14 protein-coding genes, 4 pseudogenes and 1 riboswitch are annotated in these 21,284 nt (G+C 72.8%); of the genes and pseudogenes, 7 read left to right on the top strand and 11 right to left on the bottom strand.

The features are described from left to right. Positions 1–89: 89 nt before the first annotated feature. The 4 genes from ABZ783_RS22415 to ABZ783_RS22430 form a co-directional block, all read right to left on the bottom strand. The gene (locus ABZ783_RS22415; protein ID WP_357441405.1) at positions 90–947 is read right to left on the bottom strand and encodes a C39 family peptidase; all 858 of its coding nucleotides are present in this window, start codon (positions 945–947) and stop codon (positions 90–92) included. Between the two features lie 201 nt (positions 948–1,148). Further along, positions 1,149–1,290: riboswitch (cyclic di-AMP (ydaO/yuaA leader) on the bottom strand. 289 nt (positions 1,291–1,579) lie between these two features. After that, on the bottom strand, positions 1,580–2,365 hold the full coding sequence (locus ABZ783_RS22420; protein WP_357441406.1) for a hypothetical protein: 786 nt from the start codon (positions 2,363–2,365) through the stop codon (positions 1,580–1,582). A 139-nt stretch (positions 2,366–2,504) separates the two neighbouring features. Continuing rightward, a complete protein-coding gene (locus tag ABZ783_RS22425; RefSeq protein WP_357441408.1) occupies positions 2,505–3,002 on the bottom strand; it encodes a hypothetical protein in 498 nt (165 codons plus the stop codon). A gap of 122 nt (positions 3,003–3,124) precedes the next feature. After that, positions 3,125–4,288, bottom strand: coding sequence for an acyltransferase (locus ABZ783_RS22430; protein ID WP_357441409.1), 1,164 nt, complete (start codon positions 4,286–4,288; stop codon positions 3,125–3,127). A gap of 236 nt (positions 4,289–4,524) precedes the next feature. On the opposite strand from ABZ783_RS22430, the gene ABZ783_RS22435 reads away from it, so the two are divergent. Together ABZ783_RS22435 and ABZ783_RS22440 are read left to right on the top strand one after the other, a co-directional pair. After that, complete coding sequence (locus ABZ783_RS22435; protein WP_357441411.1) at positions 4,525–5,160, top strand: alpha-ketoglutarate-dependent dioxygenase AlkB; 636 nt, start codon at positions 4,525–4,527, stop codon at positions 5,158–5,160. 144 nt (positions 5,161–5,304) lie between these two features. Next, a complete protein-coding gene (locus ABZ783_RS22440; protein ID WP_357441412.1) occupies positions 5,305–6,651 on the top strand; it encodes a solute carrier family 23 protein in 1,347 nt (448 codons plus the stop codon). 153 nt (positions 6,652–6,804) lie between these two features. Here ABZ783_RS22440 and ABZ783_RS22445 read toward each other — a convergent pair. The 5 genes and pseudogenes from ABZ783_RS22445 to ABZ783_RS22465 all read right to left on the bottom strand — a co-directional run. Further along, positions 6,805–8,886, bottom strand: a pseudogene (locus tag ABZ783_RS22445) (DNA gyrase subunit A); the annotation flags it as partial. 393 nt (positions 8,887–9,279) lie between these two features. Further along, positions 9,280–10,161, bottom strand: a pseudogene (locus ABZ783_RS22450) (LAGLIDADG family homing endonuclease); the annotation flags it as partial. Between the two features lie 12 nt (positions 10,162–10,173). Next, a pseudogene (locus ABZ783_RS22455) lies at positions 10,174–10,581 on the bottom strand (DNA gyrase subunit A); the annotation flags it as partial. Positions 10,582–10,614: 33 nt separating this feature from the next. Continuing rightward, positions 10,615–12,672 (bottom strand): DNA topoisomerase IV subunit B, encoded by a 2,058-nt coding sequence (locus ABZ783_RS22460; RefSeq protein WP_357441413.1) that lies wholly within the window; start codon positions 12,670–12,672, stop codon positions 10,615–10,617. A 276-nt stretch (positions 12,673–12,948) separates the two neighbouring features. Next, the gene (locus ABZ783_RS22465) at positions 12,949–13,401 is read right to left on the bottom strand and encodes an Rrf2 family transcriptional regulator (RefSeq protein ID WP_357441414.1); all 453 of its coding nucleotides are present in this window, start codon (positions 13,399–13,401) and stop codon (positions 12,949–12,951) included. A gap of 161 nt (positions 13,402–13,562) precedes the next feature. On the opposite strand from ABZ783_RS22465, the gene ABZ783_RS22470 reads away from it, so the two are divergent. Continuing rightward, a complete protein-coding gene (locus ABZ783_RS22470) occupies positions 13,563–14,774 on the top strand; it encodes a globin domain-containing protein (RefSeq protein ID WP_357441415.1) in 1,212 nt (403 codons plus the stop codon). Positions 14,775–15,169: 395 nt separating this feature from the next. Here the strand turns inward: ABZ783_RS22470 and ABZ783_RS22475 are convergent, their stop codons facing one another. Next, complete coding sequence (locus ABZ783_RS22475; RefSeq protein WP_357441417.1) at positions 15,170–15,943, bottom strand: YwiC-like family protein; 774 nt, start codon at positions 15,941–15,943, stop codon at positions 15,170–15,172. Further along, positions 15,940–16,182: a LuxR family transcriptional regulator gene (locus tag ABZ783_RS22480; protein ID WP_357441419.1), complete on the bottom strand. Its 243-nt coding sequence runs from the start codon at positions 16,180–16,182 to the stop codon at positions 15,940–15,942. Before ABZ783_RS22480 ends, ABZ783_RS22475 begins: the two co-directional genes overlap by 4 nt. Positions 16,183–16,387: 205 nt before the next feature. On the opposite strand from ABZ783_RS22480, the gene ABZ783_RS22485 reads away from it, so the two are divergent. From ABZ783_RS22485 to ABZ783_RS22500, 4 genes and pseudogenes are all read left to right on the top strand, one after another. Continuing rightward, positions 16,388–18,040, top strand: coding sequence for a carbamoyltransferase C-terminal domain-containing protein (locus ABZ783_RS22485; RefSeq protein WP_357441420.1), 1,653 nt, complete (start codon positions 16,388–16,390; stop codon positions 18,038–18,040). Beyond that, on the top strand, positions 18,037–19,068 hold the full coding sequence (locus ABZ783_RS22490; RefSeq protein WP_357441422.1) for a glycosyltransferase: 1,032 nt from the start codon (positions 18,037–18,039) through the stop codon (positions 19,066–19,068). The genes ABZ783_RS22485 and ABZ783_RS22490 overlap by 4 nt, the downstream gene beginning before the upstream one ends. Next, positions 19,065–20,711: an HAD-IIIA family hydrolase gene (locus ABZ783_RS22495; RefSeq protein ID WP_357441423.1), complete on the top strand. Its 1,647-nt coding sequence runs from the start codon at positions 19,065–19,067 to the stop codon at positions 20,709–20,711. Before ABZ783_RS22490 ends, ABZ783_RS22495 begins: the two co-directional genes overlap by 4 nt. A 46-nt stretch (positions 20,712–20,757) precedes the next feature. Continuing rightward, positions 20,758–21,284: pseudogene (locus ABZ783_RS22500) on the top strand (glycosyltransferase family 1 protein); the annotation flags it as partial.

A 21,284-nucleotide genomic window follows, 5' to 3' on the forward strand; every position in this document is an offset into this window, starting at 1 on the left:
CACCGGACGGACACCAGGCGCGAGACCGGCCCCGGATACGGCGTCGGGCACCGGCTCCTGGAGCCGGTGCCCGACGTGCAGGGGTGGGATCAGGCGGAGTAGCCGCGGGTGGCGGCCCAGTTCGCCAGATCGATGGTGGTGATCCAGTACTCGGGCAACGCCGGGTTCGCCGAGTCGGCGATCCGCACCGTCCGGCCGTCGTCCTTGTAGCCGACCACGGCGATGTAGTGGCCGCCGGGGAACGAGTGCCAGCCGCCGTTGGTGTCGGTGGCGGAGCCGGCGATGTTGACCACCACGCCGCGGCCGTCGGTGATCGCCTTGACCACGTCGGCCTGGAGCTGGTCCATCTGCGCCGGGGTCGCGGCCTGGCCGGGGATCATGTGGGTCCGGTACGGGTTGCCCTTGACCATCTGGTTGAGCCCGCGGGTGGTGTCCTCGGCCGAGTTGGTGCCGTTCTCGCCGGCGTTCAGCGGGGCGACCATCGCGTCCTGGGTGGTCTCGACGCCGCTCGCGCTCAGCGCGTTGCGCACCGCGGCCGGACCGCAGTTCCAGTAGGCGGTCTGGGCCTCGTAGTTGTAGTCGAGGACCTTCGTCGACGGCGGCTTCGGCTTCGCCTTCGCGGTCTTCGTGACGTCCGGGTCCGGCTTGGCCGAGCTGGCCTTCGCCGACGGCGACCCGCTCGGCGACCCGCTGGGCGAGGCGGTCGGGGACGGGGCGGCGACCCGGGCCTCGCTCCGGGTGGCGACGTCACCGAGGCGCGGCGCCAGTTCGGCGACGGCGGCGGTGGTCTCCTGCCGGACCGGCGCGTCGTTCGTGCTGGCCAGTGCCGCGCTGGCGCCGCCGGCCAGCACGAGGGCCGCGGCGGAGCCGGCGACGATCTGGTACGGGCGCTCGGTCGCGAGGCGCCGCAGCTGACGCTTCAGGTGGTGCTTCACGTGTTCCTCCACGGGGGCCGGAGCGGCACACGCCGACCCGACGCGCGGAGTAGCTCACGCGCGTTCCTGGGCGGGTGGCCGCGGGAAAAGAGCGCCCGGCGGACCGGGCAGCGGGGGTCGGTTACCGGAACGGACTCGCGGGTCAGGCGAGCGCCGGCACCGTGGCGCCGTGGAGGCGGGGGGAGGATCGGGGGGTGGTTCGCACGAGGTTGGAACTCCTTCCGTGGCCGCCTACCGGGTTAGCTGACGGATTCGGGCGGGAAGTAGGCCCTACCGCGGGCCTTGGCTCGCGGATTCACCCCGGTGTTGCACTGGGTCCCCGGTTCGTGAGATCACGATTGAGCGGGTCGGCGCGGCGTCGCCACTTGCGATCGAAAACCGCACCGGACGCGCTGACACTACCGGTGGGTACGCCGCCTGCCAAGCGTGACCACCTGCGTAAACGTCAACCACCGTTACCGAGACCGGAACAGCCGGTCACTGACCTGACTCAATGGGACGACCGTTTTAACGGGAACCGTCGGGTGACTATCGGACATCCGGGTGGGGATCGAAGGGGAATTGCGGGGCTCGATCGCCCGGCCTGATCCGGTTGACCGTTTCCCCGGTCGCCGTGACCGGGCTCACCTAATTCGGATAACGATTCAGCCGACCCGCGCCGGACGCCACCGTGCGGGGTGCGCCGCGACGGCGCCGGCCGACACCGGGGCGAGGGTCTGGGTCACCGCCTCGGCGGGGCGTACCGGGACCGCTCCGGGGCGCACCGCCTCGGCGGCCGCGTACGCCTCCACGGCCAGCACCCGGGCCGCCTCGGCGGCCACTTCGGCGTCCCGCCAGGCCCGCCGCTCCCGTTCGGCGGCCGCCCGCCACCGGGCCCGCCGGCCGTCGCGTACCACCCGGGCCAGGGCGATCTCCTGCTCGGCCGGATGCCGGCGCGGGTCCCACCCGTTGCGCCCGGCGAGGACGTCCGCGAGCTGCCGGGCAGTCAGGTCGCCCTGCCAGTGCGCCGTCATGGCGGCGTGGTGCAGCCACCGCTCCCGGGCCGCGTACTCGGCCGGCGTCCGGGGCGTCCGCGGCTCGGGCAGCACGGCGGCCCCCGCGAACCGCCGGGCGGCCGCCTCGGCCTCGTCGTACGCCCGCCAGGCCCGGTCGACCTCGTCGTGCGCGGTCAGCCACTGCTCGCGCCACCGGCGCGCGGTCTGCCGGGCCCCGGCGGCGGCGACCGCCACCTCATCGGCGTACCGGCGCAGGTCGGCGTGGCGGGCGGCCGCCACGGCGGCCGGGTCGGGGGCGGGATCCGGCGGAGTCCCCCGCTCGGGCCGGGCGACCAGGGCGGCGAGCACGCCCAGGGCGAGCACGAGCAGGGCCGACCAGATGGCGGCGGCCACGGGAATCTCGGTCAGGAAGTGGTAGAGAAGGGTCTGCTTCATGGTCGGCACCTCACGGGAACGACGTGGTGGAGAGGTCCGCACGGCCGGCGGGGCGGGGCGCGACCGGGTACGGGCGCCACCGGGCCGGTGCGGGGTGAGGTTCGGGTACGGCGTGGGCGGGCCGGGCCCGCCGGGCTCGTCAGCGGGCGGGCGGGGCCCGGGAGCCGACGGTCGCCGGGACCAGCCCGACCAGGACGCGGTGCCGGTCGGCCGGGGCGACCACGACACCCCGCACCAACGAGTCCGGTGCGCTGGCCAGGACTGCCTGCCGGTCGCCGGTCGCGTCGGACGACGTCCACCCGGCCGCCGCAGCCGATCCGGTCCCGATCCGCGCGGCGGGACCGGGCGCTCCGGTCCCGGCCCGGACCACCGCGTCGGCGGCCCCGCCGGACCAGCGGATCAGCGCCCGGAGGGTGGGGTCGGCGCCGGCGGACTCGGTGCCGCCGAGGTGCCCGGCCCGAAGGGTCGCGGTGTCGACGGCGACCGTCGCGGGAGCCGCGTGCGCCGCCGCGGCCGGGCCCAGGGGCAACGTGGCGGCGCCGAGCGAGCAGGCGACGACCACGGCCAGGCTGGCCAGCATGCGCGCGGTCCAGCGCGCCACCCACCACACGGGACAGGTGAGCGCGATCGGAAGCACCGGTCCAAATTACCGTCGAACCGGCCGTATCGCACCGTCCACGGGCGTGTCGCACCGCCGCAGAGGCGCACCGGCCACCGTGGACACCGGTCCGGCGGCGGGGGTGTGGTCCTGCGGCCCGCTCAGCGCGGGTCGCGCCGCCCCGCGTACTCGATCGACCGGGGCCGTGGGACGCGGACCTCGACCGGTGCGGCGGAGGTGGCCTGCGTGCGGGCCCGCCGGGGCGGTCCCAGCCGGCGCATCATCGGCGTCTCCACCCAGCGGTGCAGGGCGGCGGCGAGCAGCAGGTTGCCCAGCAGGAAGCCGAGCACCGCGAGCGGGCCCCACCAGCCGCTCAGCCCCTCGCCCCAGTGCCCGGTCAGGCGCAGCACGGCCTGCATCACCAGCACGTGCACCAGGTAGAACGCGAAGGAGACCTCACCGAGCCAGACCATCGGACGAGACCGCCACGGGGTGCGCCGGCCGTGCACGTCGGCGTCGGCCGCGGCGGTGATGACCAGGAGGTACGCGACCGCGAGCAGAGCCGCCCAGAGCTCCGCGCGGACCCACTGCGCGGCGACCACCCAGGTGGCGACGAAGAGCAGGCTGGCCACGGTGAGGTTCGGGCCACGCCAGCGGCCCCGGCGCATCAGTTCCGCCGCGGCCACGCCCATCCAGAACTCCAGCGACCGCGCCACCGGGAAGACCTGGGTGAACCACCACCGGTCCTCCTCGGGCACCAGCAGCTGACCCGGCCACAGGGCCAGGATGAGTAGCGGTGCGGCGACCACCACCGCCCGGAGCAGCCCGGTGCGCGACCGACGCAGGTAGGGCAGCACGAACGGCAGGCAGAGATAGAAGGCGAGCTCGCAGGAGAGCGACCAGCTCACCGTGTTGACGCTGTAGAAGTAGCCGGGGGTGGGGTTCCAGGCCTGCACCAGGGCCAGGTTGCCCAGCGCGGCCCAGGGAGCGACCGGGTCGGCGAACCAGAACGCGACCAGCAGCGCGGCCACGAAGGTGACCAGGTGGTTCGGGTAGATCTTGGCGAGCCGGCGACGCAGGAAGGTACGCCGGGGCTCACCGTCCCGGTACGACCACACCAGCACGAACCCACTGAGGATGAAGAAAAACTCCACACCGGACAGACCGAGGGTGAACAGCCAGCTCACCACGGCCTGGTAGTCGGGCTCGGCAACGATCCGCATGGTCCCCGCATGGAAGCCGAAGACCAGCAGGGCGGCGACCCACCGCAACCCGGTCAGCGACGGCAGCCGGACGGCCTGGGCCACGGTCGGCGTACTGGTCATGCCGGACGCCCGACCGTCAGCAGGATCATCAGCGCGTCTCCTCCTCGGGCGGTCGGCGACGGGCGGCACCGGGACCACCCGGGGCGGCGCTCCACCGCGACGCCGCCGCCGGGCACCCTACCCGCCGGCGCCCCGGACCGCCTCCCGCGCCGTCGGGCCGCCCGGCCATCGGGGCGCCGGCGAGCTGCGGCCAGAGTCCTCGTACGTCTGTTCGATCGAGGGGTAGGATCGGCGTCGTGTCCGACGTCGCGTACCAGCCCTCGATGCTCGACTTCGCCGAGCAGGGGCCGACCCTGGGCCCGCTCGCCGGCGGGCCGCGCCGGCACGAGCTGAGCCGCGGCGCGTGGGTCGACCACCTGCCGGGCTGGGTGCGGGGCTCCGACGGGGTGCTCGACACGCTGCTGCGCGACGTGCCCTGGCGGGCCGAGCGCCGCACCATGTACGAGACCGAGGTCGACGTGCCCCGCCTGCTCTGCTGGTACGGCGCCGGCCGCCCACTGCCCCACCCGGTGCTCACCGAGGCCCGCGCGGCGCTCACCCGGCACTACGCGGACGAACTGGGCGAGCCCTTCGTCACCGCCGGCATGTGCCTCTACCGCGACGGCCGCGACAGCGTCGCCTGGCACGGCGACACCCTGGGCCGCTCCGCGCACAGCGACACCATGGTGGCCATCGTGTCCTTCGGCTCGCCACGCCCGCTGCTGCTGCGTCCCCGCGGCGGCGGGGCGAGCCTGCGCTTTCCGCTCGGCCACGGCGACCTGGTGGTGATGGGCGGGTCGTGCCAGCGCACCTGGGAGCACGCCATCCCCAAGACCGCCCGCCCGGTCGGTCCCCGGATCAGCGTCCAGTTCCGTCCGGCCGGCGTCGCCTGACCCCGACCGGCTCGGCCGCGCCGGCGCACGCCCCCGGCGCTGCCGGATCCGGCCCACCACACCCGGACGCGGATCCGTGACGTGCTACAAACGACCCTCAGGGTCGATCACGCCCCCGTCACCTGACGACGCGAAGGGCGGAGCATGTCCCAGTCCTCCACCGAGCCACGACCCCGCTGGTCCCCGTGGCACCTGCACGGCGACGGCCGGTCCGTCCGCCCCGGCGACGTGGTGCATCCCGACGAGCGGCTGTCCTGGCCGCGTACCGTCGGCGTCGGCGTGCAGCACGTCGTCGCGATGTTCGGCGCCACCTTCACGGTGCCGCTGATCACCGGCTTCCCGCCGGCCACCACGCTCTTCTTCTCCGGGCTCGGCACGCTGCTGTTCCTGCTGATCACCGGCAACCGGCTGCCGTCGTACCTGGGCTCGTCGTTCGCGTTCATCGCCCCGGTGCTGGCCGCGAAGACCAGCGGCGGCATCCCGGCGGCGCTGGGTGGCATCGTGGTGGTCGGCGCGGTGCTGGCCCTGGTCGGCCTGGTGGTGCAGTGGGCCGGCGCACGCTGGATCGACGCGCTCATGCCGCCCGTGGTCACCGGCGCCATCGTCGCGCTGATCGGGCTCAACCTGGCCCCGGTGGCCTGGGACGGCGGGGGCAGCGGCACCGGCGTGAAGGCGCAGCCGCTGATCGCGGTGGTCACCCTGGTCGCGATCCTGGTCGCGACGGTGCTCTTCCGGGGCTTCCTCGCCCGGCTCTCCATCCTGCTCGGCGTGGTGGTCGGCTGGGTGCTCGCCGCGGTCCTCGGCGAACTCGACCCGAAGGCGGTCACCGGGCTGAAGGAGGCCGCCTGGGTGGGGCTGCCGCAGTTGCACGCCCCGAGCTTCAGCCTGCGGGCGGTGGTGCTGGTCATCCCGGTGATCCTGGTGCTGATCGCGGAGAACGCCGGGCACGTCAAGGCGGTCGCCGCGATGACCGGCCGCAACCTCGACCGGGACATGGGCCGGGCGTTCCTCGGTGACGGCATCGCCACCGTGCTCGCCGGCTCGGGCGGTGGCTCCGGCACCACCACGTACGCGGAGAACATCGGCGTGATGGCGGCGACCCGGGTCTACTCGACCGCCGCGTACTGGGTGGCCGGCGTGGCGGCGGTGCTGCTCGGGCTGAGCCCGAAGTTCGGCGCGCTGATCCTCACCGTGCCGGCCGGGGTGCTGGGCGGGGCGACCACCGCCCTCTACGGCCTGATCGCCATCCTCGGCGCGCGGATCTGGATCGAGAACCGGGTCGACTTCCACGACCCGGTCAACCTGATGACCGCCGCCGTGGCGGTGATCATCGGGGCGGCCAACTACACCCTCACCGCCGGCGACCTGTCGTTCAGCGGCATCGCCCTCGGCACCGCCGCTGCCCTGGTCATCTACCACGGCATGCGCCTCATCGCCCGCCTCCGCGGCACCACGCCGGAATCCCGCCCCGCCCCCGAACCCGAACTCTGACCGTTCCCCCGCCCCGAGACCACCCCGGTGATCATGAGGTTGGCTGGGCGAGATGTCCGTTTCGGGACCGCCAACCTCATGATCAACACGCGGGACGGGGGGAAACGCGGCAGGGCCGGCGGCGTGAGCCGCCGGCCCTGCCGTGGTGCCTGGTCAGTCGCGTTCGATCTGGTGGCCGACGACGGTGGGGCCGAGCATGACCGCGAAGCCGGAACCGTCGCGGCGGGGGTCCGCCGGGGGCAGTTCCACCGGATCGCCGGTGGCGGTCGCGCCGACCGGACGCGGACCGACCCAGGCCACCGCCAGGTCCACCTCGCCCTTGAGGAACCGCTGCGCGCGCACCCCGCCGGTCGCCCGCCCCTTCGCCGGGTACGCCTTGAGCGGCGTCACCTTCACCGTGGCGCCGGTCGAGGTGACCACCATCGGCTCCCCGTGCCCCGGATCGTCGGTGCGGACCGCGCCGAAGAAGACGACCGTCGCCCCGGCCGGCAGGTTGATGCCGGCCATGCCGCCGCCCTTGATGCCCTGCGGGCGCACCAGCGACGCGGCGAAGCGCAGCAGTGACGCCTCCGAGGAGACGAACGCCAGCGTCTCGGCGCCGTCGGTGAGCCAGGTCGCCCCGACCACCTCGTCGCCGTCGCGCAGGGAGATCACCTCGAACTCGTCCGAGCGGACCGGCCACTCGGGCGCGCAGACCTTGATCACGCCCTGCCGCGTACCCAGCGCCAGGCCGGGCGATCCCTCGGCGGACGGGCCGAGCGGCGCCAGCCCCACCACGGTCTCCCCCGGCGCCAGCGGCGCCAGCTCGGCCGCGGACATGCCGCCGCGCAGCGACACCGTGCCGGACTGCTCGGGCAGCACCGGCAGCGGCAGTACGTCGATCTTGAAGGCCCGCCCGGCGCTGGTGACCACGAGCACCCGGCCCCGCGCGGTGGAAGAGACGACGGCGCGTACCGCGTCGTGCTTGACCCGGCCGCTGCGCCGGCGCCCCTCGGTGGCCTCCTCCGACTCGGCCGCGGTCCGGGCGACCAGCCCGGTGGCGGAGAGGATCACCTGGCACGGGTCGTCGGCGACCTCCAGCGGCCCGGCCGGTACGGAGGCGGCCAGCACCTCCTTGAGGTCCCCGTCGACCAGGGTGGTGCGGCGCTCGGCGCCGAACTGCTTGACCACGGCGGCCAGCTCGTCGGAGACGAGCTTCCGCAGCACCTTCGGGTCGTCGAGGATCTTCGACAGCTCGGCGATCTCGGCGCGCAGCTTCTCCTGCTCGGCCTCCAGCTCCAGCCGGTCGTACTTGGTGAGGCGCCGCAGCGGGGTGTCCAGGATGTAGGTCGCCTGGATCTCGGAGAGCTTGAACTTCTGCATCAGGCCGTCCTTGGCGGCCTGGGCGTCCTCGCTGGCCCGGATCAGCTTGACCACCTTGTCGATGTCGAGCAGGGCGATCAGCAGACCGTCGACCAGGTGCAGCCGCTCCTCGCGCTTGCGCTTGCGGTACGCGCTGCGCCGGGTCACCACCTCGTACCGGTGGGCGAGGAAGACGTCCAGCAGCTCCTTGAGCCCCAGGGTCTGCGGCTGGCCGTCCACCAGGACCAGGTTGTTCACGCCGAAGGACTGCTCCAGCGGGGTGAGCCGGTAGAGGTCGGCGAGCAGCGCCTGCGGGTTGACCCCGACCTTGCACTCGACGACCAGACGGGTGCCGTTCTCCCGGTCGGTGAGGTCCTTGACGTCGGCGATGCCGGAGAGCCGCTTGGTCTTGTTGACCTCGTTGGTGATGGCCGCGATGACCTTCTCCGCACCGACGCCGTAGGGCAGCTCGGTGACCGTGATGGCCTGCCGGCCGCGGCTGCCCTCGAGCGGGCCGATCTCCACCCGGCCGCGCATCCGCACCACGCCCCGGCCGGTCTCGTACGCCCGGCGCACCTCGTCCAGGCCGAGCAGCAGCCCGCCGGTCGGCAGGTCCGGGCCGGGGACGAACTCCATGAGTTTGTCCAGCGTGGCGTCCGGGTGGTTGATCAGCCAACGGGCCGCCTGGACGACCTCGCCCAGGTTGTGCGGGATCATGTTGGTGGCCATGCCGACCGCGATCCCGGACGCGCCGTTGACCAGCAGGTTGGGGAAAGCTGCCGGCAGCACGGTGGGCTGGGTGAGCGAGCCGTCGTAGTTGGGCTCGACGTCGACCGTGTCCTCGCCCAGCTCGCCGACGAGCAGCATCGCCTCCCGGGACATCCGGGCCTCGGTGTTGTGGTTGACGAAGCCACCGGCCAGGAAGGAGTGATCAGCGGACTCGACCCGGACCGAGTAGACCTCTGCTGGCTCCTCACGCGTCACTTCGGCAATCTGCTCGAATCGATACCCGGAGTCCATGATCGGAAGGATGGTCGCGAGGATCTCGGTGTCCTTGATCCGATCGATGATGCGGAGCCGTTCGGTCTCCCACTTTTCGACGCGGTCGAAGTTGTGCTGCGTCAGCCACTTCCGTCCGCTGCCTCTGCGGTCGAAGTCGAGGGCGCTGCGCACGTAGTCAGCGACGAATGGGACGTGATCCTGGCTAAGGCGATGTGGACGCAGCGGCGCATGCCCCAGCACCTGGTTCAACACTGCCTGCTTCGTGCGGAGGAAGCCGACCCGGTTGGCGAAAGCCTTGATGTTTCGAAGACCGGAAACAACCAGTCGGTGCTCCACGGAACCACTGGGACGCGTGTATTGACGCCGACAGGCGATGACGCCGAACTCCGCCAGCAGCTCCTGAACTTCCCGAGTTAGTCGTTCGCTATAGCTGGTGTACTGAATCGTGAAGCTGCTGTTCGCGACCCGGACCCCGCCGTCACCCTCGAAGAGGGCCATCAGGAAAGCGCGCTTCACTCCCCATCCGCCGTTCCAGACGAACTGGGGTACGAACTTCTCTCGCGCCTGGTGGCCGATGAACTCGGCCAGAGGACTCGCCCGGAAGGCTTCCATACCGCCGGCGAAGTCCTGGACATCCAGTTCCTGGATACGCTTACGATCCCCGCGGGTGTGCCGCTCGCTCACATAGCGCCGGCCGCCGACGACCTGGTCGTATGCGTGCAGAACTTCCCCGAAGAAATGCTCGTCAGTGTTGCTGAAGCCGGCGCGAGAGCCGCTTGCGAAGCCTTCAGAGGCCCACGCGCCACCGAGAACACCCAACATGTACTCGCGGGCGGCCGGGATCACCTGGGCCCAGGCGTTGCGCGCGACACAGACAACCGTGCCGGCGGCGACTTCATCGAGGCGTCGCCACTGAAAGACGGGGACGCCCATCGGCGCTTCCAGGCAGAGCACGAGATGATTCTCGCTACCGCGAAGCGAGAAGCCCGCCTCCGTCGTAATCCGAATCGTCGGATGCACGCCGGAGTTAAAGACCTTGTTGACATGGACAAACTTTCCATCCTTGTCAACTACCTCGAAGTCGGCATCCGCCTCACTGTCCGACGGAAGTGACACAAGGTCTTCGATGCGGGGACTGGTGCCATCGGCGAGACGGATACGAGTGTCACCTGTGACGCAGTAACGCGCCGCGGCCGGTCCATCGTCTGGGCTTCCAAAGTTTCCATGCCCATCGATGAGCGGGGCGTTGAGCGAGAAGTCCTGGGCAAGGCGGACCATCGCGTCGTAGATCGCGGCGTCGCCGTGCGGATGGTACTTACCCATCACATCCCCGACAATTCGGGCAGACTTCACATGCCCCCGGTCGGGGCGGTGGCCCTGCTCGTACATCGACCAGAGGATGCGCCGGTGCACCGGCTTGAGGCCGTCCCGCGCGTCGGGCAGGGCGCGGGAGTGGATGACCGAGAAGGCGTACTCCAGGTAGGAGTCGGAGACCTCGGTGATCAGCGGGTTGTCGAAGACCCGCGCACCGGCCTGGTCGAACGCGGACAGGTCGGCGCGGGCGCGGTCGTCCCTACGGCGTGCCATGGTTCAGCTTTCCTTCCGAAACGAACCCGGTGGTCAGGCGTCGATGGCTTCGCGGTCGACCCGGTCGGCCGAGTCGATGAGCCAGTTGCGGCGGGGTTCGACCTTCTCCCCCATGAGCAGTTCGAGGATCTGCTCGGCGGCCTCGACGTCGTCGAGGGTGATCCGGCGGACCGCTCGGGTGGCCGGGTTCATGGTGGTCTCCCAGAGCTCGTCGGCGTCCATCTCGCCGAGGCCCTTGAAGCGCGGGATCGGGGTGACGATCTGCTTGCCGGCCTTCTCCAGCTTGCGGACCGTCGCCTCCATCTCGGCCTGGGTGTAGGTGTAGATGGTCTGCGGGTTGCGCCCCTTGGTAGTGATCTTGTGCAGGGGTGGCATGGCCGCGTAGAGCCGCCCGGCCTCGATCAGCGGTCGCATGTACCGGGCGAAGAGCGTGATCAGCAGGGTACGGATGTGCGCGCCGTCGACGTCCGCGTCGGCCATGATGAGGACCCGGCCGTAGCGCATCGCCGACAGGTCGAAGGTACGCCCGGAGCCGGCGCCGAGCACCTGCACGATCGCCGCGCACTCGGCGTTGTCCAGCACCTGCTGGAGGTTGGCCTTCTGCACGTTGAGGATCTTGCCGCGGATGGGCAGCAGGGCCTGGTATTCGGAGGAGCGGGCCATCCGACTGGTGCCGAGGGCGCTGTCGCCCTCCACGATGAACAGCTCGCTGCGGTCCACCCCGGTGGCCCGGCAATCGACCAGCTTGGCCGGCATCGACGCGCCCTCCAGCGCGGTCTTACGCCGGGCGGCGTCCTTCTGCTGCTTCTGGGTGAGCCGCACCCGCGCCGCGTCGACGATCTTCTGCAGCACCGTCCGGGCCTCGGCCTTGGTCTTCCGGTCCTCCAGCCAGGCCTTGAGGTGCTGCTCGACCAGGCCCTGCAGCACCTTGGTGATGCCGGCGGTGGAGAGCTCGTCCTTGGTCTGCGAGGTGAACTGCGGCTCCGGGATCCGCACGTGCACCACCGCGGTCATGCCCTCCAGGACGTCGTCCAGGGTGGGCGCGTCCTCCTTGGGCTTGAGCAGGCCGCGGGTGTTGCGGGCAGCCTCGGCGAGGGTACGCGCCAGGGCCCGCTCGAAGCCCTTGCGGTGGGTGCCGCCGTGCGCGTTGCGGATGGTGTTGGTGAAGCATTCGACGGTGCGCTCGTAGCCGGTGCCCCAGCGGAACGCGACCTCGACCTCGGCCCGGCGCTGCACGTTGGACTGCATCACGCCGTTGGCGTCGGCGGCGTTCTCCCGGTAGGTCCCCTCGCCGGTGACCAGCAGCGTGCCGGAGACCGGGCGGTCGCCGGCCGGGGCGAGGTATTCCACCATGTCGGTGAGGCCGTTGGGGAAGTGGAAGCTCTCCTCGACGACCTCCTCCCCCGTCTCGTCGCGCAGCCGGTATGCCACGCCGGGGACGAGGAAGGCGGTGTTGCGCAGCTTGAGCCGGACCGCCTCGGTGTCCAGCGTCGCGCCGGTCTCGAAGTAGCGCGGGTCGTGCCACCAACGGATCGAGGTGCCGGTCGGCTGGCGGCGCTTCATCGCGCCGACGATCTGCAGGCCGGGGCCGGGCGTGAACGCCGCGTCCGGGCCGTCCCCGTCGAAGATCCCGGGTACGCCGTGCCGGAACGACATCGAGTGGATCTTGCCACCGCGGCGGACCGTGACGTCGAACCGCCGGGAGAGCGCGTTGACCGCGGAGGCGCCCACGCCGTGCAGCCCGCCGGAGGTCTTGTAGCCCGAGCCGCCGAACTTGCCGCCCGCGTGCAGCCGGGTCAGCACCAGCTCGACGCCGGAGATGCCGGACTTGGCGTGCACGTCGGTGGGGATGCCCCGCCCGTCGTCGTCGACCTGCACCGAGCCGTCGGCGTGCAGGATCACGTCGATCTTGGTGGCGTGACCCGCGACACCCTCGTCGGTGGAGTTGTCGAGGATCTCGTTGACGAGGTGACCCACGCCACGGCTGTCGGTCGAGCCGATGTACATGCCGGGGCGCTTGCGGACAGCGTCCAGCCCCTCCAGGTGCGTCAGGTCGTCGGCCCCGTACAGGGTCTCAGGCTGTGCGGTCAACTGGTCGTACTCCCAGGTCTCGGCGGTGTGGTGCCGCTCACCGGCTTGATCGCCTCGCGCGGCGCGCCGCAGCGAGCCTAGCCCGGCGATCCGACAGAGCCGTGGCACCGGGTGGGTGCGGCGTCCGGTTTGGCCGCGTCCGGGGTCTCTGCCACCGCCCGGTCGTGGGCGTCCGGAGGCGAGGAGGCGTCCGTGCAGCACAACCGCTTGACCTGCCGGTTGTCTTCCCCGAACGATCGGCCGAGGGCGATCCGGCCGATCGGTGCTCACCGGGAGCTACGACCCGAGGCTCGCGTTGCGGGCGGGCGGCGCCCCGAGGCTGAGCAGGATCTGGCTGGCGGAGCCGTCCACCAGGTCGCCGAGGCGTACCCCGTCGAGCACGGCGAGGAAGGCGGCCTGGGCCCGGCGCAGTTCACCGCGGAGCCGGCAGCCGGCGACCAGCGGGCAGGCCGGCTGCTCGCAGGAGACCACCTCGCCGTCCCCCTCGAAGGCCCGGACCACCAGCCCGACGGTCAACTCGCCGGCCTGCTCGGCGAAGGCCACCCCGCCGGAGCGACCGCGGGTGGTCACCAGCACCCCGAGCCGCTGCAACCGCTGCACGACCTTGGCGACGTGGCTGCGGGGCAGCGCGAGCCGGGTGGCGAGCTCCTCCACGGTCGTCCGGGCCGGAGACGCGGCCGTGAGCATGGCGGTCCGCAGGGCCATGTCCGTCGACCGGTTGAGCTTCACCACCCGACCCTAGCCAGCCACCGGACGACCCGGCACAGGCCGACCAGCCGGAGCCGGCGGGTGACCTGGATCATTTCCCGTCCGGGACCTTCGACCCTGAAGCGGAATCCCAGATTCCTGTTCAGTTGGGCGCGATCCAATCCCTGTCCGAAGGAGTAGTCGTGCTCTCGGAATCCTCAGCAGCGGTGGTGGCGGCGACCCTGCCCGCCGTGCAGACCCACGGTGAGGCGATCACCGGCCGGTTCTACCAGCGGATGTTCGACGCCCACCCGGAGCTGCTGGACATCTTCAACCGAGGCAACCAGGCCACCGGGCAGCAGAAGGCCGCGCTCGCCGCCGCCGTGGTCGCGTACGCCGAGCACCTGATCGGGGGTAGCCCGGTGCCGTGGGGGCCGATCATGGACCGGGTCGCCCACAAGCACGCCGCGCTCGGCATCACCGCCACCCAGTACCCGATCGTCGGGCGGCACCTGCTCGCCGCGGTCGGCGAGGTGCTCGGCGACGCGGTGACCCCCGAGGTCGCGGCGGCCTGGGACGAGGTCTACTGGCTGCTGGCTTGCGAGCTGATCGCCCGGGAGGCCCGGCTCTACACGGTCGCCGGGGTGACGGAGCACGACTCGGTGTGGCGGCCGTGGCGGGTGGCGGAGACGACCCGGGAGACCGCCGACGTGGTCTCGTTCACCCTGGTCCCGGCCGACGGCGGCCCGATGCCCGGCTTCACCCCGGGCCAGTACGTCTCGGTCGCGGTGGACCTCGACGGCGGCCGGGGACAGCAGATCCGGCAATATAGCCTCTCCGGCCGGCCCGGCGCCGAGCACTGGCGGATCACCGTGAAGCGGGTGTCCGGCACCGCGGGCGCGCCCGACGGCATGGTGTCCAGCTACCTGCACGAGCGGGTGGAGGCGGGCGACAAGCTGCGGCTGAGCCCGCCGTTCGGCGAGGTCAGCGCGGTCGGCGACGAGGCTCCGCTGCTGCTGGTCAGCGCCGGCATCGGACTCACTCCTTCGATGGCCGCCCTGGCGCATCTGGCCGCCGTCGCGCCCGAGCGCGAGGTGGTGCTGGTGCACGCCGACCGGGCCGGCGCCGCGCACGCGTTGCGCCACGAACTGCCCGGCCTCCAGGAGCAGTTGCCGAACCTGTCGGTGCGCCTGTGGTACGAGGACGCCGCCGACGGTGAGATGGCCGGGCTGAAGGCGGAGGTCGCCAGCGGTCTCGTCGATCCGGCGCGGATTCCGTTGGCCCCCGGGGCGTACGTGCATCTCTGCGGGCCGGTGCCGTTCATGACCCTGGTCCGCGGCGCACTGCTGCGCCGGGGCGTGCCGGCGGAGCGGATCGCCTACGAGGTGTTCGGCCCGGGGATGCTGCACGGCTGAGCCGCACGGGCCCGAAGACCCGGGGCCGGTGCCGGGGCGATGCCCGGCACCGGCCCCTCGCCATGCCGGCCCCGACCGGCGTGGCCACGGTCACGCTAAGTGACCACAGCCGGCCTCCCGCAACCACCGGCCCGCGCCCTTTGCTCTGCAGCCACGGACGCAGCAGTCACTCATGGTTCGCTGCTGCGTCTATGGCTGCAGAGCAAAGCCGGGTGGGGGATGTTTCGGCACCGGAGCTAGCGCACGGATTTTCGCTGGTCAGGAGATTGCGGCCAGATCAGGGCCCACGGGGGCGCCACGCGCTGGGGTCACGCTGGGTGACATCGAGTTTCCGCGGAGGCGTGTCACCCACAGTTCTCGGCAGCACGCCAGGCAGACGCCCGACCTGCCGGCCGTCAGGCCCAGTGCCCGACCACGGCGGCGAACACCAGCAGCGAGCCGACCAGCTCGACCAGCCCGACCCGGACCGGGGCCAGCCGCCGGCCCGGCAGCAGCGCCGCGCGGAGCAGCAGCAGCGCGAAGACCCCCGCCACCGCCGGGCCCCAGTAGGCCACCGCCACCACGACCGCCGCGAGGTGGTACGCCCCGGACGCCCACCGGTAGCCGACGCTCTCCCGCTCCCGGATCATCGTCTTGACGTAGAGCACCGTGCCGACCAGATACGCGGCGACGGCGCCCGCCACCCCGGCCAGCCCGGCGGGCGGGACTCCGGCGACGGTGGCCACCACGAACACCATGAGCACGCTCTGCGCCACCGAGGCGAGATCGTTGAGCAGGGCCCGCTCGCGACGCTGCCGGGCGTACCCGATGTTGACGGCCGCGAGCAGGGCGTAGAGCGGGGCGTAGCCGAGGACCGCGGGCCGGGCCAGCAGTACCGGCGTGACCAGCAGCGCGGCCGCGGCGCCGTAGAGCAGCAGCTGGGGGCGTACCCGGTCGGCGCGGCCGGTCTTCACGACCAGCAGGGCGTAGTAGGAGAAGAGGTAGCCGGCCAGCCAGGCACCGAGCAGCGGCAGGTGCGGCCACCGGAGCCCGGCGACGCAGACCGCCGTGGCGTACGGGAGGAGCAGCATGGCCCAGGCGCCGTGCTGCGGCGGCAGCCAGCGGTGCCGGCGACCCCGCTGCCGGCCGGCGGCCCCCGGTCTGGCTGCGGCGGGCGGCGCGATGCTCATCCGCGGGCCACCGTGAGCAGCACCACGGAATCCTCGTCGGCGTGCAGCGCGTGCCGGGCGTCCGGGATCACCAGTAGGTCCCCCGTCTCGCCGGGCCAGGACCGGTCCTGGGCGACCAGGGTCTGCCGCAGCGGCGTGTCGGCACCGCCGTGGATCGTCCGGGCGCTGCGCCCGCTGCCGGTTGCGCGAGCCAGCGTGAGTTGCTCCTCGGCCAGCGCGGGCAGCGATGACGTCGACACAACCGGTCACCTCCCGAAGGTCAGTTCGGACGAGGCGGGCCACAAACCGGAGCCGGCCACACGTCTCTGCCCAGTTTGGCCCCCTCCTACGCCGTCAACCAGGGACTTTGGTCACTGATCCGAGACTCCACAGGTGACATCGAACTCCCCTGGAGAAGTCGATGATCTCAGGTTAGGCAGTGTTCGCGGGGGTAGGGGACTTCCCATGCGCGTCCTCGGAATCAACGCGATCTTCCACGACCCCGCAGCTGCCCTCGTGGTCGACGGCAGGGTGGTGGCCGCTGCCGAAGAGGAGCGGTTCAGCCGCCGTAAGCACGGCAAGCGCCCGGTGCCCTTCGCCGCCTGGGAGCTGCCCGAGCTGTCCGCCGCCTGGTGTCTGACCAGCGCCGGGATCGACGTCGACAGCCTCGACGCGGTCGCGTACTCCTTCGACCCCGGACTCTGCCGGGACGCGACCGAGTTGGGCCTCGACGACCCGTGGGACTGGCTGCGGGTCGACTACGCCAAGCAGGCCCCGCAGTTCCTCGCCGCCGCCCTGCCCGGGCTCGACCCGGAGAAGGTGCGGTTCGTGCCGCACCACGTGGCGCACGCCGCCTCCGCCGGGCTGGCCGCCCCGCCGGCCGGCGACGACACCGCGGTGCTGGTGCTCGACGGGCGCGGCGAGGTGGCCAGCCACCTGGCCGGCGTCTACCGCGACGGACGGCTGTCATCCCTGTACGCCCAACAACTCCCGCACTCGCTCGGCCTGCTGTACGAGGACCTGACCCGGCACCTCGGCTTCCTGCACTCCAACGACGAGTACAAGGTGATGGCGCTCGCCTCGTACGGCCGGCCGACGCATCTGGGCATGCTCCGTGAGCTGGTCCGGGTCACCGACGACGGCGGGTTCCACGTCGAACGGATCGACTGGGCCGGCATGGCCAAGGCGCGCACCGCCGACGGCGAGATGACCGACGACCACGCCGACCTCGCCGCCAGCGTGCAGGCCCGGCTGGAGGAGGTCGTCCTCGACCTGTCCCGCTGGCTGTACGACACCACCGGCGGCACCGGCACCCTGGCCCTGGCCGGCGGGGTGGCGCTGAACTGCGTGGCCAACGCCCGGCTCGCCGCCGAGGGGCCGTTCCGGGACGTCTGGGTGCAGCCGGCGGCCGGCGACGCGGGCACCGCCCTGGGCGCGGCCCTGCACGTGGCCGGCGAGTTGGGCGACCGGTCCACTCCGATCGCCGGGGTGGACCTGGGCCGCGGCTGGTCGGACGAGGAACTGGAGGCCGAGCTGCGGCGGGCGGCGCTGCCGTACCGCCGGCCGGCGTCGATCGCCGCAGAGGCGGCCCGGGTGCTCGCCGACAACGGCATCGTCGCCTGGTACCAGGGGCGCAGCGAATACGGCCCGCGGGCGCTGGGCCACCGGTCCCTGCTCGCCCACCCCGGCGACCCGGACACCACCCGCCGGATGAACGACGTCAAAGGCCGGGAACAGTTCCGGCCGATCGCCCCGATGGTCCGCGCGGAACGCTTCGCGGAGCTCTTCGAGGGCGTCTACCCCAGCCCGTACATGCTCTTCGTGCATCGGGTGAAGGCGCAGTGGCGGGACCGCATCCCGGCGGTCACCCACGTCGACGGCACCGCCCGGGTACAGACCGTGCACGCCGACACCGAGCCACTGGTGGCCGAACTGCTGGCCGAGTTCGAGCGGCGCACCGGGCTGCCGGTGGTGGTCAACACCTCGCTGAACACCGCCGGGCGGCCGATGGTGGACACCCCACGGGAGGCGCTGGAGCTGTTCGGCTCCGCGCCGGTGGACCTGCTCGCCCTCGGTCCGTTCGCGGTGCACCGCCGGGCGCTGGGCGGTGGCCGGTGATCAGCGTGGTGGTGCCTACGCTCGGCCGGCCTAGCCTGGCCGTGCTGCTGGACACCCTCGCCGGTCAGCTCGGCGACCTGCCCGGGGCCGAACTGCTGCTGGTCGACGACCGGCGCGACGAGACCGGGGAACTGGCCGTGCCGGGGGCGCTGGCGGCGTACACGAAGGTGCTGACCGGTCGTGGCGCGGGCCCGGCGGCGGCCCGCAACCTGGGCTGGCGGGCCGCCCGCGGCGAGTGGGTGGTCTTCCTGGACGACGACGTGGTGCCGGCGCCGGACTGGGCCCGGCGGCTGCGCGCCGACCTCGCGGTGCCCGGCCGGATCGGCGGGGTGCAGGGCGTGGTGACCGTGCCGCTGCCGGCGGACCGCCGCCCCACCGACTGGGAACGCGCCACCGCCGGTCTGGCCGAGGGTAGGTGGATCACCGCCGACATGGCCTACCGTCGGGCCGCCCTCGCGGCCGTCGGCGGGTTCGACGAGCGCTTCCCCCGGGCCTATCGGGAGGACGCCGAACTGGCTCACCGGGTCCGGCTGGCCGGCTGGGACCTGGTCCGCGGCCAGCGCCGGGTCACCCATCCGGTACGCCCCGAGGGCCGCTGGGTGAGCCTGCGCACCCAGCGCGGCAACGCCGACGACGCGCTGCTGCGCCGGTTGTACGGCCCGAACTGGCGGACCGCGCTCGACCTGCCCCCGGGCCGGCGGCCCGGGCACGTCGCGGTCGCCACGTCCGGCGCGGTCGCGCTGGCCGTCGCCGTGCTGCGCGCCGTGGCCCGTCCCGGCGCCCGGCGGCGCGACCTCGGAGCGGCCGCCCTCGTCGCCGGACTGGCCTGGGCGGCCGGCACCGCCGACTTCGCCCGGGTCCGCATCGCGCCCGGCCCGCGTGCCCGCAACGAGGTCGTCACCATGCTGGCGACCAGCGCGCTCATCCCGCCACTCGCGGTCGTCCACTGGGTACGCGGCTGGTGGCACGCCCGCTCGCAGCCCGCCGGGGCGATCGTCACGGCGGACGGACCCGAGGCGGGACGATGACGTTCCCTTCGCTTGCCCCGGGCAACTGGGCGGCCAACACGCCGCCCGGTCCCGCCCTGTTCGACGCGGTGCTGCTGGATCGGGACGGCACGCTCGTCGAGGACGTGCCCTACAACGGCGACCCGGAGAAGGTCCGCCCGGTGCCCGGCGCGCGGGAGGCGCTGGACCGGTTGCGCGCGGCCGGGCTGCGCCTGGCCGTGGTCAGCAACCAGTCCGGCCTGGCCCGGGGCTACTTCACCGAGCGGCAGATGCGCGCCGTCAACGCCCGGGTGGAGGAACTGCTCGGCCCCTTCGACGACTGGCAGATCTGCCCGCACGAGGACACCGACGGCTGCGGCTGCCGCAAGCCGGCGCCGGGTCTGGTGCACGCCGCCGCCCGGGCGCTCGGCACCACGCCGACCCGGTGCGTGCTGGTCGGCGACATCGGCGCCGACATGACCGCCGCGCTCGCCGCCGGGGCGACCGGCATCCTGGTCCCCACCCCGGTCACCCGCCCGGAGGAGGTCACCGAGGCGCCGACCGTGGCCCGGGACCTGCCCGCCGCGGTGGACGAGATCCTGCGCCGGATGCGGGCGATCCGGCCGGTCGCGCCCCGCGCCGGGCGGGCCGGGACGGTCCTCGTGGTGCGCAGCGACGCGGCCGGGGACGTGCTGGTCACCGGCCCCGGCATCCGCGCCGTCGCAGCCGGCGCCGACCGCGTCGTACTGCTCTGCGGACCACAAGGCCGCGCAGCCGCCGACCTGCTACCCGGCATCGACGAAATCATCGAATGGCCACTGCCCTGGATCGACGCCAACCCCCAACCCGTCGACCCCCACGACATGCACCACCTCACCACCCGACTCACCACCACCCACGCCGACGAAGCAATCATCTTCACCTCCTTCCACCAATCCCCCCTACCCCTCGCCCTGCTCCTACGCATCGCCGGCATACCCCACATCAGCGCCATCAGCGACGACTACCCCGGCACCCTGCTCAACATCCGCCACCACGTCCCCACCGGCATACCCGAACCCGAACGAGCCCTCTCCCTCGCCGCCGCCGCCGGATACACCCTCCCCACCGACGACGAACCGGGACTACGACTGCGGGACGACCTGGAGCCACCGACCGGGACGGAATCCGCGCCGGACCACCGGGTCCCCGCACCGACCGACGACTACGTGGTGGTGCACCCCGGCTCGTCGGTGCCGGCCCGGGCCTGCCCGGCGGATCGCTGCGCCGAGATCGTGGCCGCCCTGGTCGCCGACGGGCGCCGGGTCGTCGTCACCGGCGGGCCGGACGAGCGGGACCTGACCGCGCGGGTCGCCGCCGCCGGCGGCGTGGACGTCGGCGGGACGACGGACCTCACCGGGCTCGTCCGGATCATCGCCGGCGCCCGCTGCCTGGTGGTCGGCAACACCGGGCCGGCCCACCTCGCCGCGGCCGTGGGTACCCCGGTGGTCAGCCTCTTCGCCCCCACCGTCCCGTTCGGACAGTGGGGACCGTACCGGGTGGCGACCGTCCGGCTCGGCGACGCCGGGGCGGCCTGCCGGGACACCCGCGCGGCCGTCTGCCCGGTCGCCGGGCACCCCTGTCTGGCCGGCGTCGACCCGGCCGAGGTGGTTGCCGCCGTGCGGCTCCTCGACCCGCCCGACTGACCGCCGTGTCCGCCGCGCCCCGACCAGCCCGATCGTGAGGAGAGGCATGAACGTTCTGCTGTGGCACGTACACGGCTCCTGGACGACGTCGTTCGTCCACGGACGACACCGCTACCTGGTGCCGGTCACCCCCGATCGGGGTCCGTACGGCCGCGGGCGGGCGCGGACGTACGCCTGGCCGGCGAACGCCGTGGAGGTGACCCCGCAGGAACTGGGGCGGGCCGAGGTGGACCTGGTCGTCCTGCAACGGCCCGAGGAGCTGGAGCTGGCCGAGCAGTGGCTGGGCCGCCGCCCCGGCCGCGAGGTGCCGGCGATCTATGTCGAGCACAACACCCCCAAGGGCGACGTGCCGAACACCCGCCACCCGATGGCCGACCGGGACGACCTGACCATCGCCCACGTCACCCACTTCAACGAACTGTTCTGGGACAACGGCGCCACCCGCACCACCGTCATCGAACACGGCGTGCTCCCACCCGCCGTCGAATGGACCGGCGAGCTGAACCGCCTCGCCGTGGTCATCAACGAACCCGTACGCCGCTGGCGGGTCACCGGCACCGACCTGCTCCCCCG

The organism is Micromonospora sp. NPDC047738 (genome assembly GCF_040642675.1).
GTDB lineage: Bacteria > Actinomycetota > Actinomycetes > Mycobacteriales > Micromonosporaceae > Micromonospora.